The sequence below is a fragment of the Halopseudomonas pelagia CL-AP6 genome, assembly GCF_000410875.1.
In the GTDB taxonomy this organism is placed as follows: Bacteria; Pseudomonadota; Gammaproteobacteria; order Pseudomonadales; family Pseudomonadaceae; genus Halopseudomonas; species Halopseudomonas pelagia.
In genome coordinates, this window is sequence record NZ_AROI01000062.1 from 1 (window position 1) to 16,682 (window position 16,682).

Consider the following 16,682-nt stretch of genomic DNA (forward strand, 5'->3'; position numbering starts at 1 on the left):
CCGCCACGGCCAGCCGGCCACGCCCCTGGGAAGGCCGAGTTCCATCTCGGCCAGCGGTCTAGCCCTGGCTGACCAGTGGCAGGTTCAATAGCGGCAATACCCGCTCACGCAGCCCGGCATTCATCAATTGCCGGGTTTCGCGATAGGCCTTGCGATCCAGCGCGGCCAACTGCGCCAGCCGGGCGCGGGCTTTGTCCAGCAACTGCTCGGGCGCTGCCAGTTCATCCAGAAAGCCCGCCTGCAATGCCTGCTCTGGGTCCAGGGATTCAGCCTGCAAGGCACAGCGTGACAACCACTGCGGAGCAATCCGCTCCTTGGCCAACTGCATCGCCGCCGGCGGCATGCTCATGCCGATCGCCACTTCATTGAGCCCGGTACGAAAGGCGCCGTCAGCGCCCAGGCGATAATCGGCTAGCAGCAACATAAACGCTGCCTTGGCCATGCAGTGGCCGGTACTGGCGATCACCACCGGCGCAGGATAATCCAGTAGCGCCAGGGTCAAGCGATCACCGGCCGCACGCATGGCATCGCGTGCTGGGCCGCCAGCATCAATCAGCTTGCGATCATAGCCAGCACTGAAGATGCCTTCGCGGCCGACAATTAACACCGCGCAATCCACCTGGGCAGCCTGGTCCAGCGCGGCAAGAAGATAGTCGATCATCACCTGCGACAGCGCGTTGACCTTACCGTCGTTCAGCGTGATCTCTGCCATGCCATCACGCATGGCCATGCTCAGGCCGCTCATGAAGCAGCCCTCGCTTCATCACGCAATACCCGGCGCAACAGCTTGCCGACGGTGGACTTGGGTAGGTCATCGCGGATTTCCACGCTGCTCGGCACCTTGTAACCAGTCAGCAGCTCGCGGCAGTGGGCAATGATCGCCGCCTGATCCAGCTTGGGATCATGCAGGCTGACATACAGCTTGATCGATTCGCCCTTCTTCTCGTCCGGCACACCCACGGCGACGCATTCACGAATACCTGTGTGGCGCATGACCGCGTCCTCTACCTCATTGGGATAGACGTTGAAGCCGGAGACCAGAATCATGTCTTTCTTGCGATCAACCAGCTTGAGAAAGCCTTCCTCATCAATCACGCCAACGTCCCCGGTTTTTAGCCAGCCATCGGCAAAGGTTTCCGCCGTCGCTTCGGGACGCTGCCAATAGCCCTGCATGACCTGCGGACCGCGGATCAATAGCTCACCCGGTTCGCCCCGCGCCGTTTCACGGCCATCATCATCTACCGTCTTCAGTTCGGTATCGATGACCGCTTGACCGATAAAACCTTCCTTATAGGGCGTGAACGCGGTGGAAGCGACGACGACCGGCGAGGTTTCCGTCAGGCCATAACCTTCGCGGACCACGCTGCCAGTGCGCTCAAACCAGCGCCGGGCAATTTCGGTATTCAAGGGCGCGCCGCCGGAGTTGACCCACTTGAGGTGCGTGAAGTCGATGCTGTCGAAGTCCGGATGCGCCATCAGCGACACGAATAACGAATTGATGCCGGTCAGCAGGGTAATCCGATGGCGCTTCAGATCGCCGATCATGCCGTCCAGATCACGCGGATTGGTGATCAGAATACTGTGAAAACCGGTAAACACCGAGGCAATGCAGTTCGCGGTAAAGGCGAAGATATGGTACAGCGGCAACGGCGAGACGCGCACCTCGTTGCCGTATTCCACGTCACCTGGCTTGATCACGCTGACGGCCTGCAGCACGTTGCTGAGAATATTGCGGTGGCTAAGCATCGCACCCTTGGATACACCCGTGGTGCCGCCGGTGTACTGCAGCACCGCCAGATCATCCAGCCCCTGCTCCGGGCTCACCGCTGGCAGCAGCGCACCCTCGCGCAGGGCCAGCATAAAGCGCGTCACATCCGCCTCATCCGACTCAAATGCTGGCTGAGTCATATCGTCCATGCTGGTCACGATCAGCTGTTCGAGCTTGGTCTCAGCTTGAATTTTGCGCGCCATCGGCACCAGCTTGTCGAGCACGATCAATGCGCGCGCGCCGGAATCGGATAACTGGTGGCTGGTCTCGAAAGGCGTGTACTGGGGGTTGGTATTAACGATCACCAGCCCGGCCTTCAGCGCGCCAAAGATGCTGATGGTGTACTGCAGCAAGTTAGGCAACTGGATAGCAATGCGATCCCCCGGGTTCAATCCGAGCGGGCCGCGCAGGTAGCGCGCCAAGGCATCTGCCTGGGTATTCAGGTCGTTGAAAGACAGGGTATCCATGCCACAGGAGAAGGCCGGCTTGTCGGCATAATCCAGACAAGCCTTGATCAGAACATCAGCAACGCTGGTATGACCCAACTGCGCCAGCTGGCTGCTGACAATGGAATGAGCGGGTGTTGACATGGAAACCTCTTATCGAATCATTATTTTGCACAGCGGAATACAATACCAAAAAGATGCTATTCTATCGTCTATCGCCGTGCAATCGTTGAGACAAAACTGCTTCCATACCGCTACGCAGAACAGCCATATCTGCTATGGTTCTGACTCTGTGTGGAACAATAATAGACTGAGGTCGAACAATAGGTATGGAGCCGTGCTGGCTCCCAAGCAAGGCCTTTGTTTCGCTTTACAAGATGACAAGGTGTTTAAAGCCCCATGACCGACAATCTCGAATTAATCAAGGAACCCGCCGTAGCCAAGGACCGCAAATTTGTCGAGGCGCTCTCGCGCGGACTGGATGTGCTGCGCGCGTTCAGCCAAGGCGCCGTGGTTATGGGCAATCAGGATATTGCGCGGATCACCGGGCTGCCGAAGCCAACCGTCTCGCGTATGACTTACACCCTGACCAAGCTCGGCTATCTGGCCTACTCGCCGCAACTGGAAAAATATCAGCTGGATTCCGGCGTGCTGGCGCTGGGCTACGCCTACGTTTCCAATCTGCGCGTGCGCCAATTGGCCAAGCCTTATATGGACGAGTTTGCACGCTCAACCAATACTTCCGTGGGCCTGACCTGCCGCGATCGCCTGTCGATGATCTATGTCGAGAACTGCCGTCCTGCCGAATCAACCTCGCTGCGCATGGATGTTGGCGTACGCCTGCCGTTGGCGACCACCGCCGCCGGTCGTGCCTATCTGGCGGCGATGAAGGACGAAGAGCGCAGCCACGTGCTGGACGCCCTCGCCGTCCGCAATCCGGATAACTGGACCGAGTTGCATGCGCAACTGATGGACAGCTTCGAGGATTATCGCAAGCACGGTTTCTGCCTGTCGCTCGGCAACTGGGACCGCAATGTAAATGCCGCCGGCGTACCCCTGTTCCTGCAGGACGGCACCATCATGGCGCTGACCTGCGGTGCGCCGTCTTACCTGGTCTCGGAAGAGAAGGTCAAGAATCAGTTGGCCCACCAACTGGCCATGCTCGCCCGCGACATCGAACGCCTTGGGGTCTGACGCGGGTTGGCGACCAAGGTAAGCAGCCTGTCGCTGCCCTCGCCCAGCGAGAGCTTGGCCATCAGCTTTACTAATCTGTACACATTTCGCTAAAACAGGGGCATCGACAACAGCTTTATTTTTTTGTATTTTACCTAGCGGAATACAGTTTCATTATTTCGCATAATAAAACACCTTTTGAATCAGGCGCATTTGAACAAGCCGCTGCGCGCAGTCAGCGATTTATTCAAAGGCACCCCCACTCGGAGATTGAGCATGTCGGACGTGGTCACACTGGAAAGACAAGGCGCCATTGCGGTCGTCAGAGTCAACAATCCACCCGTCAACGCGCTAGGTATTGCCGTGCGCGAAGGGCTTCAGGACAGCTTCAGGGCTGCCGAAGCTGACCCCGAGGTCAAGGCCATCGTGCTGGTCTGCGAGGGCTCGACCTTTATTGCCGGTGCCGACATCAAAGAATTCGGCAAACCGCCAAAGTCCCCAGGCCTGCCTGAAGTCGTCAACGGCATCGAAGCCGGCAGCAAGCCCAGCGTCGCAGTGATTCATGGCACCGCACTGGGTGGTGGTCTGGAAGTGGCGGTCAGCTGTCATTACCGTATCGCACTGAAAAGCGCCAAGGTTGGCCTACCTGAAGTGAAACTTGGCCTGTTGCCAGGCGCCGGTGGTACCCAGCGTCTGCCGCGTCTGGTCGGTGTCGAGAAAGCCCTGGACATGATCGTCAGCGGCAACCCGATCAGCGCCAGCGAAGCTCTGGAGCTAGGTGTCATTGATCAACTGGTCGATGGCGACCTGACCGCTGCTGGCATCGCCTTCGCCGAGAAACTCATTGCCGATGGCAAGGGTGCGCGTCGCACTGGCGAGCGCACCGACAAGCTCGACGGTATCGACAACGCCGCCCTGGTTGCTGCCAAGCGTGCCGAAGTCGAGAAGAAAACCCCCGGCCTGTTCTCGCCCCAGCGCTGTATCTCTGCTGTTGAGGCGTCCTTTACCCTGCCGCTGGAAGACGGTCTCAAGCGCGAGCGCGAACTGTTCGGCGAGTGCCTGGTTTCACCGCAGCGCAGCGCTCTGGTACATGCGTTCTTTACCGAGCGTCTGGCATCGAAGATCGATGACCTGCCGAAAGACACCCCGGTACGCGAGATCAATTCGGCTGCCGTAATCGGTGGCGGCACCATGGGCGTCGGTATCGCCCTGTGCTTTGCCAACGTCGGCATTCCGGTAAAGATTCTGGAAGTCAGCGACGAGGCGATGGACAAAGCCATGCAGCGCTGCCGCGATACCTACATGATGAGCGTCAAGCGCGGCAGCCTGACCGAAGACGCGATGAACAAGCGTCTGACCCTGGTCGAAGGCGTGACCGACTATGCTGACCTCTCCGGTGTGGATTTGGTGGTCGAAGCGGTATTCGAGGACATGGGCGTCAAGCAGAAGGTCTTCGAAGCCCTGGATACCCATTGCAAGCCCGGCGCTATCCTGGCCAGCAACACCTCGTCGCTGGACCTGAACCAGATTGCCGACTTTACCAAGCGTCCGCAGGACGTAGTCGGCCTGCACTTCTTCAGCCCGGCCAACGTCATGCGCCTGCTGGAAGTGGTGCGCGGCGAGAAAACTGCCAACGACGTACTGGCGACCGCCATGGCGCTCGGCAAGAAGCTGAAGAAAGTCGCTGTACCGGTAGGCGTGTGTGACGGCTTTGTCGGCAACCGCATGGTGTTCCAGTACGGTCGCGAGTCCGAGTTCCTGCTGGAAGAAGGCGCCACTCCGGCTCAGGTCGATGGCGCGCTGCGCAAGTTCGGCATGGCCATGGGGCCGTTTGCGATGCGTGATCTGTCCGGCCTGGACATCGGCCTGAGCATCCGTACCCGTCAGCGCCAGACCCTGCCGACCGAGTTCAAGCTGCCGACCATCCTCGACAAGATGGCCGCAGCCGGCATGCTCGGCCAGAAGACCGGCAAAGGTTTTTATCTGTACGAGAAGGGTTCGCGTACCCCGCTGGACAACCCTGAATTGCCGGCCATCCTCGAAGCCGCTTCAAAAGAGCAAGGCATCGAGCGCCGTGAACTGACTGACGAGTACATTCTTGAGCGCACCTTGTTTGCGTTGATCAACGAGGGCGCGAAGATCCTCGAAGAGGGCATTGCCCAGCGCAGCAGCGATATCGACGTGATCTACATAAATGGCTACGGTTTCCCTGCTCACCAGGGCGGCCCGATGTTCTATGCTGATAGCCTGGGCCTGGATCATGTTTACCAGCGGATCTGCGAATTCCACAAGCAGCACGGCGCCTGGTGGAAGCCAGCCCCATTGCTGGAAAAGCTGGCCAAGGAAGGTCGCAAGTTCGCTGATCTCTAACAACCGATAAATTCGGCCCCTTGCACTGAGTGCCGGGGGCTCGTATTCGCTTTATAACGAGGACCTTACATGGATATTCATTACACCCCAGAAGAACTCGCCTTCCGTGATGAAGTGCGTGAATTCCTGAAAAACGAGCTGCCGGAAGATATCGCTGCCAAAGTCAAAAATGGCAAGAACATGTCCAAGGAAGATCATCAGCGCTGGCAGAAAATTCTGGCCAACCGCGGTTGGTACGCGCCCGGCTGGCCGGTCGAGTTTGGCGGTACCACCTGGGGCCCAGTGGAAAAACACATTTTCGACGAAGAGTCCGCCGCCTTCGGCGCGCCGCGCACTATTCCGTTCGGCGTGAACATGGTTGCTCCGGTGATCATCAAGTTCGGCACCGAGCAGCAGAAAGCACATTACCTGCCGCGCATCCTGTCCGGTGAAGACTGGTGGTGCCAGGGTTACTCCGAGCCAGGCGCCGGTTCCGACCTGGCCTCGCTGAAGACCCGCGCGGTGCGCGATGGCGATCACTACATCGTCAATGGTCAGAAAACCTGGACCACACTGGGCCAGCACGCCAACTGGATTTTCTGTCTGGTGCGTACCGATCCCGAAGCCCAGCAGCAGCGCGGCATTTCCTTCCTGCTAATCGACATGGCCACCCCAGGCATTACCGTACGTCCGATCATCACCCTGGACGGCGACCATGAAGTCAACGAAGTGTTCTTCGACGACGTCAAGGTACCGGTCGAGAACCTGGTAGGCGAAGAGAACAAGGGCTGGACCTGCGCCAAGTACCTGCTGACTCACGAGCGTACTGGTCTGGCCGGTATCGGCGCGTCCAAAGCAGCGCTGACGCACCTGAAAAAGGTTGCAGCCAAGCAGCAGAAAAACGGCAAGCCCCTGATCGAAGACACCCTGTTCCGCACCCAGGTAGCTGAAGTTGAAATTCAACTGATGGCCGCCGAGATGAGCACCATGCGCATCATCGCCGCGGCCCGTGAAGGTGGCGTGCCCGGTGCCGAGAGCTCGATCCTCAAGGTCAAGGGTACCGAGATCCGTCAGGCGATCACCAACCTGCTGCGCAAGGCCGTTGGCCCTTACGCTCTGCCCTTCCTGCCGGAAGAGCTGGAATACGATTTTGATGGCGAGATGTTGAACAGCGAGTCCAGCCCAGCGCTGGCCGGTGATTACTTCAACATGCGCAAACTGTCGATTTTCGGTGGATCCAACGAGATCCAGAAGAACATCGTCTCTAAAATGATTCTGGAACTGTAGGAGATTAGTCATGGACTTTAAACTCACAGAAGAGCAACAGATGCTGCAGGAAACTGCGGCGCGTCTGGTACGTGATACCTACACGTTCGACAAGCGTGAAAAGGCCAGCGCCAGCGACACCGGCTTCAGCCCTGAATTCTGGCAACAGATGGGCGAACTCGGCCTGACCGCTATCCCCTTCCCCGAAGAGCTCGGTGGCTTTGGCGGCACGGGCGTGGAAAACATGCTGATCATGAAGGAACTGGGCCGCGGTATCTGCCTGGAACCCTATATGGAGTCGGTGATCTTCGCCGGTGGCCTGATCACGCAGCTGGGTTCTGACACTCAGAAAGACGAACTGCTGGGCGCCATCGCCAGCGGTGAGCTGCAGGCAGCCGTCGCCCTCGACGAGCCCAACAGCCACTATCAACTGTCTGAAGTACAAACCACTGCCAAGCAGCAGGGCGACAGCTGGAGCCTGACCGGTCGCAAGGCTGTGGTCATCGGAGGCCACACCGCAGGCAAGATTCTGGTCTCCGCCCGTACCGCAGGTGATTTGCGCGATCAACAGGGCATCAGCCTGTTTATCGTTGATCCGGCAAGCACCGGTGTTACCCGCCGCAACTACGCCACAGTAGATGGCCGCAAAGCCTGCGAGCTGTTCCTGGACAATGCCCAGGGCGAACTGCTCGGCAAGGCCGGTGAAGCCTTTGACGCCATCAGCTATCAAGCTGGTCGTGCCATAGCGGCGCTGTGTGCCGAAGCCGTCGGCGCCATGGAAGTGGCCTGTGATATCACCCTGGACTACCTCAAGACCCGCAAGCAGTTTGGCGTGCCGATTGGCAAGTTTCAGGTATTGCAGCATCGCATGGTCGATATGCGTACCGAGCTGGAACAGGCCACTTCGATGGCCATTCTGGCAGCCTGTGTCGCTGATGAAGCGGATGATGCCGAACGGACACGCACATTGACGGCCGCCAAGTACATGATCAACCGTTGCGGTCGCAAGGTTGCCGAAGAAGCTATTCAGCTGCACGGCGGCATCGCGATGACCTGGGAATACTCCTTGGCTCACTATGCCAAGCGACTGGTCATGATCAGCCATCAGCTGGGTGACGACGACCATCATCTGGAAGCCTACGCCAATCAAATGAGCGTTGCCTGATAGCTTCACAACACGGAATAGCGGCAATTTAGCCGTTATTCCGGCGCTTTTGCCGTCATCTATTGCACATAGGTGCTACATAAGTACTATCGGCCAGAGTTAAGGCTGGGTATCCTATGGCACCCCTTTCGAGCGCCCTTGCGGGCGTCCTACAGACTTTGGAGGACTAGCGTCCATGAAAATCCTCGTCGCCGTTAAGCGCGTGGTCGATTACAACGTCAAGGTTCGCGTCAAAGCGGACAATTCCGCTGTCGATCTCGCCAACGTCAAGATGTCCATGAACCCCTTCTGCGAAATCGCCGTGGAAGAGGCCGTGCGCCTGAAAGAAAAAGGCGTTGCGACCGAAGTTATCGCGGTCTCTGTCGGCCCTGTTGCCGCCCAGGAGCAACTGCGTACTGCACTGGCTCTGGGTGCCGACCGCGCCATTCTGGTCGAGTCCGCTGACGACCTGAGCTCGCTGGCCATCGCCAAGCTGCTCAAGGCCGTTGTCGATAAAGAACAGCCCCAGCTGGTCATCCTTGGCAAGCAGGCCATCGATTCCGACAACAACCAGACCGGTCAGATGCTGGCTGCGCTGAGCGGTTACGGCCAAGGCACCTTCGCTTCTGCCGTGGAAGTTTCCGGTGACAGCGTCAAGGTCACCCGTGAAATCGACGGCGGCCTGCAAACTGTTGATCTGAAGCTGCCGGCGATTGTTACCACCGACCTGCGCCTGAACGAGCCGCGTTACGCGTCGCTGCCGAACATCATGAAGGCCAAGAAAAAGCCGATGGAAAACCTCAAGCCCGAAGAGCTGGGTGTGAGCGTCTCCTCTACCGTCAAGACCATCAAGGTAGAAGCACCGGCTGCCCGCAGCGCGGGTATCAAGGTCAAGAGCGTCGACGAGTTGGTCGACAAACTCAAGAACGAAGCCAAGGTGATCTGAGATGACGATTCTAGTTATTGCTGAACACAACAACGCCGAGCTCAATGCCGCGACCCTGAACACCCTGGCAGCAGCAAAAGCCATCGGTGGTGACATCGACGTACTGGTGGCCGGTGAAGGCTGCTCTGCAGTCGCTGACCAAGTTGCCAAGGCCGAAGGCGTGACCAAGGTGCTGCTGGCTGATAACGCCGCCTACGCGCACCAACTGCCCGAGAACATCGCGCTGCTGATCGCCGAAGTCGGCAAGGGTCACAGCCACATCCTGGCTCCTGCCAGCACCAACGGCAAAAACTACGCGCCGCGCGTAGCTGCCCTGCTGGACGTGGATCAGATCTCCGAAATCATCGCCGTAGACAGCGCCGATACCTTCAAGCGCCCAATCTACGCCGGCAACGCGATTGCCACCGTGCAGTCCAGCGCCTCGGTCAAGGTCATCACCGTACGCTCCACCGGCTTTGATGCCGTGGCAGCCGAAGGCGGCAGCGCCAGCGTCGAGGCGGTTTCCAGCGCCCAGGATGCGGGTGTTTCCAGCTTTGTTGGCGAAGAGCTGGCCAAGTCCGACCGCCCTGAACTGGCGGGTGCCAAGATCGTCGTTTCCGGCGGCCGCGGCATGCAGAACGGCGACAACTTCAAGCACCTGTACTCGCTGGCCGACAAGCTCGGCGCCGCGGTTGGCGCTTCCCGCGCTGCGGTTGACGCAGGCTTCGTACCCAATGACATGCAGGTCGGTCAGACCGGCAAGATCGTCGCGCCGAACCTGTACATTGCTGTGGGCATCTCCGGTGCAATTCAGCACTTGGCCGGTATGAAAGACTCCAAAGTGATCGTCGCGATCAACAAGGACGAAGAAGCGCCGATCTTCTCGGTAGCCGATTACGGTCTGGTCGCAGATCTGTTTGATGCTATTCCAGAGTTGGAAAGCAAGCTGTAACAGCAGCTTCAAGCTACAAGCCTTAAAAACCCCGGTTCGTGAGAGTCGGGGTTTTTTTATGGCTGGGCGATGCACCAGAATCCATTTGGCCTTTCAGAATGACTCCGCGGGCTTAGGCGTGCTGCCATCAAAATACCTGCATACCGCTTTGCGCAACAATCTGTATCATTAATTGTCTTTTTATCCAGGCAAATTAACCTTTCATTACGTTAAGTCTTTTGCAATGTGTCTCACGCAAAGTAAAATGTTATTCTGATCAGCGAAACATAAATACAATAATGTTCCGCACAGCGGAACAAAATAAGGTCTTCTTCTATGCGAATCTCTCTATACAGGCTCGCCACCACATTGGCGTTAGCGCTGACACTGCCATTATCTGCCGTAGCCGAATCTGCTTTGCCCCGCGTTATGGTCTGGACCGCGTACGGCACCGGCGCCGCCGGTTACGCCCAAGCGGCCGCGCTGGGCGGGTTGCTGAAGTTTGAAGCGGGCAGCAATATTCGTATCTTGCCCGGCCGCAATGACGTGTCACGTATGATCCCGCTGAAAACCGGCCGCGCAAGTTATTGCCTCTGTGGTATTGCCAGCTATTTCGGCCAGGAAGGGATATTCCTGTTCAACAAGCCCGACTGGGGACCGCAACCGATCCGTATGGTGCTGGCGTCACAGGGTACCCAGAGTTTCGGTCTGGCCGCCGCCGCCGATACCGGCCTGAAGCACCCGAGCGAGCTGAAAGGCCAGCGCATCATCTTCATTCGCGGCGCCGATTCCATCAACATGATCACCAGCGCAGTGCTTGCCTACGGCGGTCTGACCTGGGCGGATGTACGACGGGTTGATGCGTCTGGCACCAACGAGGCCATTGAAGCGCTGATCAACGGCCATGCGGACATCATGCCCATGTCCACCCGTACCCCGCTGATGGAGCGCATTGCCGCCAGCCCTCGAGGCATCAGTTGGCTGCACATGCCCAACAAGACACCTGAAGAAAAGACCGCCTGGGCGCGCGCACAACAGGTCATTCCCTACTACCTCCCGCAATTCGAAACACGCGGTGCCGGCGTCTCCGCAGAGAACCCTTGGGACGGCGGCGGCTACGCCCTGCCGATTCTGGTGACCAATGCCGAGCGCGACACCGACGAGGTTTATGCGTTGACGCGGTTTGTTGATGAGCATTTCGACGAATTCAAGAACTTGGCCCCCGGCGCCGAAGGCTGGGAGCTAAGCCGCCAGGTGTTTGACTGGGTGATGCCCTACCATGAAGGGGCTATCCGCTATTTTCGTGAGGCGGGCGTCTGGACCGCGGCGCATGAAGCGCACAACCAGCATCTGCTACAGCGCCAACAAATCATGCTCGACGCCTGGCAGGACCAACTGACCACCGCTGCCGAGCTGCCCTTGCCCGAGTTTCAGCGCAGTTGGATGGAACGCCGCAGCCAGGTGCTGACCGAGGCCGGATTTGACCCGGGGTTTCAGCGCTGAGCATAAACCGCGCCTGAACGATTTGCATGCCAGACCGCACTCCCTGGCCTGACCACGAATGACCATGAGGCAGATATGTCAGAAGAACAACACGCCCTACGCAATCCGCTGACGAGTAAGATACTGGCCATCGGCGCGCTGCTGACCGCTGCCCTGGCGATCTACCAGATCTTCAATCTGGGCAGCTACACCGGCTTTACCATGCTCACCAGCCAGTACATCTACAGCCTGCTGGCGATGATGCTGCCGACGGTATTTATCGCCATCCCGCTGGCTCGCGGCCGGCGCACCGAGCCGACCCCCTGGTATGACTGGCTAATGGCCGTGGCCAGCGCGCTGTGCTGCATCTTCTTTATCATCAACTCCAACGAAGCCGTAGATGAAGGCTGGGAGTACGCCGCGCCGCAGAATGTGGTCTATATCAGCCTGCTGACCTGGGCGCTGGCGTTGGAAGCGACCCGCCGCTGTGGCGGCTGGCCGATCTTTATTGTGGTGTTCCTGGCCTCGCTGTTCCCGCTGTTTGCCGGCCATTTACCGGACAGTTTTGCCGGCATTTCCACGCCTATCGACCTGGCCGCGATCTATCACACCAACAGCGACGAAAGCCTGCTGGGCATTCCCTCGCAAGCCTTTGCTAACCTGGTGATCGGGTTTCTGCTGTTCGGCATCGCTCTGCAGCGCACCGGCGGCGGCAAATTCTTTATCGATCTGGCCTTTGCCCTGCTGGGCAAGGTACGCGGCGGACCGGCCAAGGTATCGATTTTCTCCAGCGGCCTGATGGGTTCGATGTCCGGCAGCGTGGTGACCAACGTACTGACCACCGGCCCGTTATCCATTCCGGCGATGCGCAAGGTCGGCTTCAGCAAGACCTATGCCGCCGGCGTGGAAACCTGCGCGTCGACCGGCGGTGTACTGATGCCACCAGTGATGGGCGCGACAGCCTTCGTGATGGCAACCTTTCTCGATATCCCCTATGGCGAAATCGCGCTGGCCGCCGCGATTCCTTCGGCGCTGTATTTCTTTGGCCTGTTCACCCAGATTGACTTCTACGCAGCGCGCAACCGCCTGGCCGGCCTGCCGGCGATTGATCTGCCGAAGATCAAGCAGACCATGATAGAAGGCTGGCACTACATCTTTGTTTTCGCCTTCCTGATCTGGATGCTGCTGTTTATGAAGCAAGAAGCGATTGCGCCCTTCTATGCTACCGCGCTGCTGCTGGTCATTAATCAACTGCGCAAACACAGCCGCTGGCAGTGGAAGGATTTCAAGGAGTTTGCCGAATCCTGCGGGGCGCTGTTCGCCGAACTGACCGGCCTGATGGCGGGTGTGGGCCTGATCATGGGCGCACTGGCGGTATCCGGCATGTCCGGCACCATTGCCAACGACCTCCTGTTTATCGCCGGCGGTGACATGCTGGTGCTGCTGATCATGGGCGCCTTGACCAGCTTTATTCTAGGCATCGGCATGCCTGTGACTGCCGCCTATATCTTCCTCGCCATCGCCCTGGCGCCAGCCTTGATCAATGGCGGCATGAACCCGATGGCCGTGCACATGTTCATCCTTTACTGGGGCATGCTCAGCTTCATCACCCCACCCGTGGCTATTGGTGCCTTCGCCGCCGCTTCTGTGGCCGGCTCCAGCCCGATGAAGACCAGTTTTGTGTCCATGCAGATGGGTAGCATCATTTACTTCATACCCTTCTTCTTCGTGCTGGAACCCGCGTTGCTGCTGCAGGGCACCGCATCAGAAATCATTATCGCTATTGCCTGCGCGGTGGGCGGTATCGTACTTATTTCCGGGGGCTTGCAGGGCTACCTGCCGAAGCTCGGCGATCTGTCCGAGCGCGGGCTGCTGCACTGGCCATTGCGCCTGGGGTTAATCGTTGGCGGGTTATTCCTGGCCATGCCGCATAACCCCTATATTCTGATCAGTGAACAAACCCTGTTTATCCTTTCCTTCGGGCTGATTGCGTTGACCCTGGCCCTGGGGCTGATGCATAGACGCTGGGCCCCGGCCTGAATAGACCCCCGGGGCAGCCCACTGCCCCGGTATCGGTCACGCACTATCTTGGCCGGCCAGAGAACTGACCTTGGTCAATGCGCGAATCGCTGAACGCTTTATCCTGCGCGGTCATCATCTTGTCTTGTTCACAGGAACCGCCATGAACCCTCATACCCCGGAACTGCTGGCCCCCGCCGGCACCCTCAAAGCCATGCGCTTTGCCTTTGCCTATGGCGCCGATGCCGTCTACGCCGGCCAACCACGCTACAGCCTGCGCGTGCGGGAAAACGACTTCAATCAGCCCAAGGTGATGGCCACCGCGATTGCCGAGGCGCATGCGCTGGGCAAGCGTTTCTATCTGGCCAGCAATATCGCCGCGCATAACAGCAAGGTGGATACCTACCTGCGCGATCTGGAGCCGATAGTCGCCATGGGCCCGGATGCGCTAATCATGTCCGACCCCGGCCTGATCATGCTGGTACGCGAGAAATGGCCTGATCTACCCGTGCACTTGTCAGTGCAGGCCAACGCGGTGAATTGGGCCACGGTGAAATTCTGGCAGCAGATGGGTGTTGAGCGGGTGATTCTGTCGCGCGAACTGTCACTGGATGAGGTCGCGGAAATCCGCCAGCGCTGCCCGGATATCGGGCTAGAAGTCTTTGTCCATGGCGCACTGTGCATTGCCTATTCTGGCCGCTGCCTGCTGTCCGGCTACTTCAACCATCGCGATGCCAACCAGGGTGCCTGCACCAATGCCTGCCGCTGGCAATACGATGTGAAACCCGCCGTGGAAACCGCCGAGGGCAATATCGAAGTGCTGGAACAGCCGGTCCAGGTGGTACGCCAGCACGACAAGCCCGACGAGCCCATGGCCATTGAGGAAGATGAGCACGGCACCTACATCATGAACTCCAAGGACCTGCGCGCCGTGCAACATGTCGAGCGTTTCGTGCAGATGGGTGTGGATTCGCTGAAGATCGAGGGCCGGACCAAAACCTATTTCTATGTCGCCCGCACCGTGCAAACCTACCGCCGCGCGATCGACGATGCCGTGGCGGGCAAGCCTTTTGACCTCAACCTGATGGATGATCTGGAAAGCCTGGCCAACCGTGGCTACACCGAAGGCTTCTACCGCCGTCATCCACCCGGCGTCTATCAGAACTACGAGCAAGGCAGCTCACGCATGAGCCGGCATCAGTTTGTCGGCGAGGTATTGCAGCGCGAGGGGGACTGGTTGTTGATAGAGGTAAAAAACCGCTTTGAGCTGGGCGATGAAGTGGAGCTGATGACCCCAGAGGGCAACCATGTGTTTCGCCTGGAAGCCATGGAAAATGCCAAACGCGAACCCACCGCCGCAGCCCCCGGTACCGGGCACAAAGTCTGGATACCCGCACCGGCCGGCGTAACGGCGCAGATGGCCTTGTTGCTGCGGCGTTTGCCGGAACCACAGCCCAACTGAGCCTAATCGGCCGGCTCAACCTGCAACCCGCCGTCACTGCCGCCAGCGGGTATATCCGTTGATATCAGCCCGCACTTTTCTGCGCGGGTCTCTCGCGCTCAGCGCGCAAGCATGATTAACTTGCGCGCTGACTCTTCTTGCAACAGTACGGATTGAATAAATGGATTGGCTACAAGTCATTGTGTTGGCCCTGGTACAAGGCCTGACCGAATTTCTCCCTGTTTCCAGCTCCGCCCACCTGATTCTGGTACCTGTACTGACCAATTGGGAAGATCAGGGCCTGGCGTTCGACGTCGCCCTGCACTTGGGCAGTCTGGCTGCGGTGGTGCTGTATTTCCGCCGCGACCTGATCAACATGACCATCAGTTGGACGCGCTCGGTCACCCACCGGCAAATGGACAGCGATGCGCGGCTGGCCTGGGCGGTTATTCTCGGCACCATTCCGGTCGGACTGGCGGGCCTGCTGTTCAAGGACAGCATTGAGACGCTGCTGCGCTCACCCATCTACCTGGCCATCGGCCTGATCGTCTTTGGCCTGTTGCTGGGCTGGGCGGACTGGCGCCACAAGGGTGAGCGTGAAGTCACACAGATGAACTGGAAAGACGTGCTCTTTATCGGTCTGGCGCAAGCCGTTGCCCTGTTCCCCGGCACATCCCGCTCCGGTATCACCATAACCGCCGGGCTGATGCTTGGCCTGACTCGCGAAGCCGCAGCGCGCTTCTCGTTCTTGTTATCCATCCCGGTAATTCTCATCGCCTGTGCGCTGAAGTCCTATGACCTGGCCACCGCCGGTGTGCCCGTGGACTGGATCTTCATGATCTCCGGTGTGGTCGCCTCCGGCATCAGCGCCTTCCTCTGCATCCACTTCTTCCTGGCGTTTATCAACCGCATCGGCATGCAGCCGTTCGTGATCTACCGCATCATCCTCGGGGTCGCCCTACTCTGGCTGTTCGCCTGATCAGCAACAGCATCCCGGCAATGGGCTCGCCAGCGCGTCACCAAAAGCGCAGGTGCCGACCGGTTCACATTCCAGGGCAACCGGTATTGTTGCTGGCCGCCTGACGCTCTAGCATCCCCAACGCAGGCAGCAGTTCATATTCAATACCGCCAGGGAACAAGGCCATGTCAGGAAAGCCCGCAGCGCGTCAGGGCGACGCCACTCAATGCCCCAAGAAAGGCCACGGCAGTAACGCCATTATCAGCCGCTCACCGGACGTGCTGTTCAACGGCATGCCCGCGGCCCGACTCGGCGACAAAACCGCTTGTGGCAGTGTCATTACCGGCCAGGTGATCCCCAATGTCTTGATCAACGGTCGCCCCGCCGTGGTCACCGGCAGTACCGGCTCCCATGGCGACGTCGTGATGGGTGGTTCGGGGGATATATTTATCGGTGGAGCGGTAACCTTTGCCACTGGAGAGCCGCTCAGCTCAGAGTTGCTGAACGCCAGCCAGGCCCTGGCACCGACCGGAAACCCGACGGTGGTTTGCTATCGGGCACGCTGAATCGGAGTTTGCCCGCATTCAAAGCCAGCTTTGAATGGTCTGAACATGTTTGCATCAATTTCATTGGCCTATTTGATACGGTCGCTGCAATGGTCGATCCAGTGCGTGGCGACCTGAATCCTGGAAACCCGCGGAATCCAGGTATTAATCTGTATCTGCCGCCGGATTGTGCGCGCAAGGTGGTGCAGCTGAGCGCTCAACATGAGGAGCGCTA

General features: G+C 58.8%; 13 protein-coding genes and 1 pseudogene. 12 read left to right on the plus strand and 2 right to left on the minus strand.

The window, feature by feature from the left end:
* Positions 1-58: 58 nt before the first annotated feature.
* Both K787_RS24125 and K787_RS0121405 read right to left on the minus strand, forming a co-directional pair.
* On the minus strand, positions 59-745 hold the full coding sequence (locus K787_RS24125) for a crotonase/enoyl-CoA hydratase family protein (RefSeq protein ID WP_022964829.1): 687 nt from the start codon (positions 743-745) through the stop codon (positions 59-61).
* Positions 742-2,358: an AMP-binding protein gene (locus K787_RS0121405; RefSeq protein WP_022964830.1), complete on the minus strand. Its 1,617-nt coding sequence runs from the start codon at positions 2,356-2,358 to the stop codon at positions 742-744. Before K787_RS0121405 ends, K787_RS24125 begins: the two co-directional genes overlap by 4 nt.
* 255 nt (positions 2,359-2,613) lie before the next feature.
* Between K787_RS0121405 and K787_RS0121415 the strand changes: the two genes are divergently transcribed.
* From K787_RS0121415 to K787_RS25675, 12 genes and pseudogenes are all read left to right on the plus strand, one after another.
* On the plus strand, positions 2,614-3,408 hold the full coding sequence (locus K787_RS0121415) for an IclR family transcriptional regulator (RefSeq protein ID WP_022964831.1): 795 nt from the start codon (positions 2,614-2,616) through the stop codon (positions 3,406-3,408).
* Between the two features lie 255 nt (positions 3,409-3,663).
* On the plus strand, positions 3,664-5,757 hold the full coding sequence (locus K787_RS0121420) for a 3-hydroxyacyl-CoA dehydrogenase NAD-binding domain-containing protein (protein ID WP_022964832.1): 2,094 nt from the start codon (positions 3,664-3,666) through the stop codon (positions 5,755-5,757).
* A 69-nt stretch (positions 5,758-5,826) separates the two neighbouring features.
* Positions 5,827-7,023, plus strand: a complete 1,197-nt coding sequence (locus K787_RS0121425) for an acyl-CoA dehydrogenase family protein (RefSeq protein ID WP_022964833.1) — start codon at positions 5,827-5,829, stop codon at positions 7,021-7,023.
* 10 nt (positions 7,024-7,033) lie between these two features.
* Positions 7,034-8,167 (plus strand): acyl-CoA dehydrogenase family protein, encoded by a 1,134-nt coding sequence (locus tag K787_RS0121430; protein ID WP_022964834.1) that lies wholly within the window; start codon positions 7,034-7,036, stop codon positions 8,165-8,167.
* 175 nt (positions 8,168-8,342) lie between these two features.
* Positions 8,343-9,092 carry an electron transfer flavoprotein subunit beta/FixA family protein gene (locus tag K787_RS0121435; RefSeq protein ID WP_022964835.1) on the plus strand — a complete coding sequence of 250 codons (750 nt, stop codon included), beginning with the start codon at positions 8,343-8,345 and terminating at the stop codon, positions 9,090-9,092.
* A 1-nt stretch (position 9,093) separates the two neighbouring features.
* Entirely contained in the window at positions 9,094-10,023 is a 930-nt protein-coding gene (locus K787_RS0121440; RefSeq protein WP_022964836.1) for an electron transfer flavoprotein subunit alpha/FixB family protein, read from the plus strand.
* 315 nt (positions 10,024-10,338) lie between these two features.
* Positions 10,339-11,505 carry a TAXI family TRAP transporter solute-binding subunit gene (locus tag K787_RS0121445; RefSeq protein WP_028615189.1) on the plus strand — a complete coding sequence of 389 codons (1,167 nt, stop codon included), beginning with the start codon at positions 10,339-10,341 and terminating at the stop codon, positions 11,503-11,505.
* 75 nt (positions 11,506-11,580) lie between these two features.
* Positions 11,581-13,524 carry a TRAP transporter permease gene (locus tag K787_RS0121450; RefSeq protein WP_022964838.1) on the plus strand — a complete coding sequence of 648 codons (1,944 nt, stop codon included), beginning with the start codon at positions 11,581-11,583 and terminating at the stop codon, positions 13,522-13,524.
* A gap of 142 nt (positions 13,525-13,666) precedes the next feature.
* The gene (gene trhP, locus K787_RS0121455) at positions 13,667-14,965 is read left to right on the plus strand and encodes a prephenate-dependent tRNA uridine(34) hydroxylase TrhP (RefSeq protein ID WP_022964839.1); all 1,299 of its coding nucleotides are present in this window, start codon (positions 13,667-13,669) and stop codon (positions 14,963-14,965) included.
* 160 nt (positions 14,966-15,125) lie between these two features.
* Entirely contained in the window at positions 15,126-15,923 is a 798-nt protein-coding gene (locus tag K787_RS0121460; RefSeq protein ID WP_022964840.1) for an undecaprenyl-diphosphate phosphatase, read from the plus strand.
* A 164-nt stretch (positions 15,924-16,087) separates the two neighbouring features.
* Positions 16,088-16,468, plus strand: coding sequence for a PAAR domain-containing protein (locus K787_RS24130; protein WP_022964842.1), 381 nt, complete (start codon positions 16,088-16,090; stop codon positions 16,466-16,468).
* 8 nt (positions 16,469-16,476) lie between these two features.
* A pseudogene (locus tag K787_RS25675) lies at positions 16,477-16,682 on the plus strand (DUF2235 domain-containing protein); the annotation flags it as partial.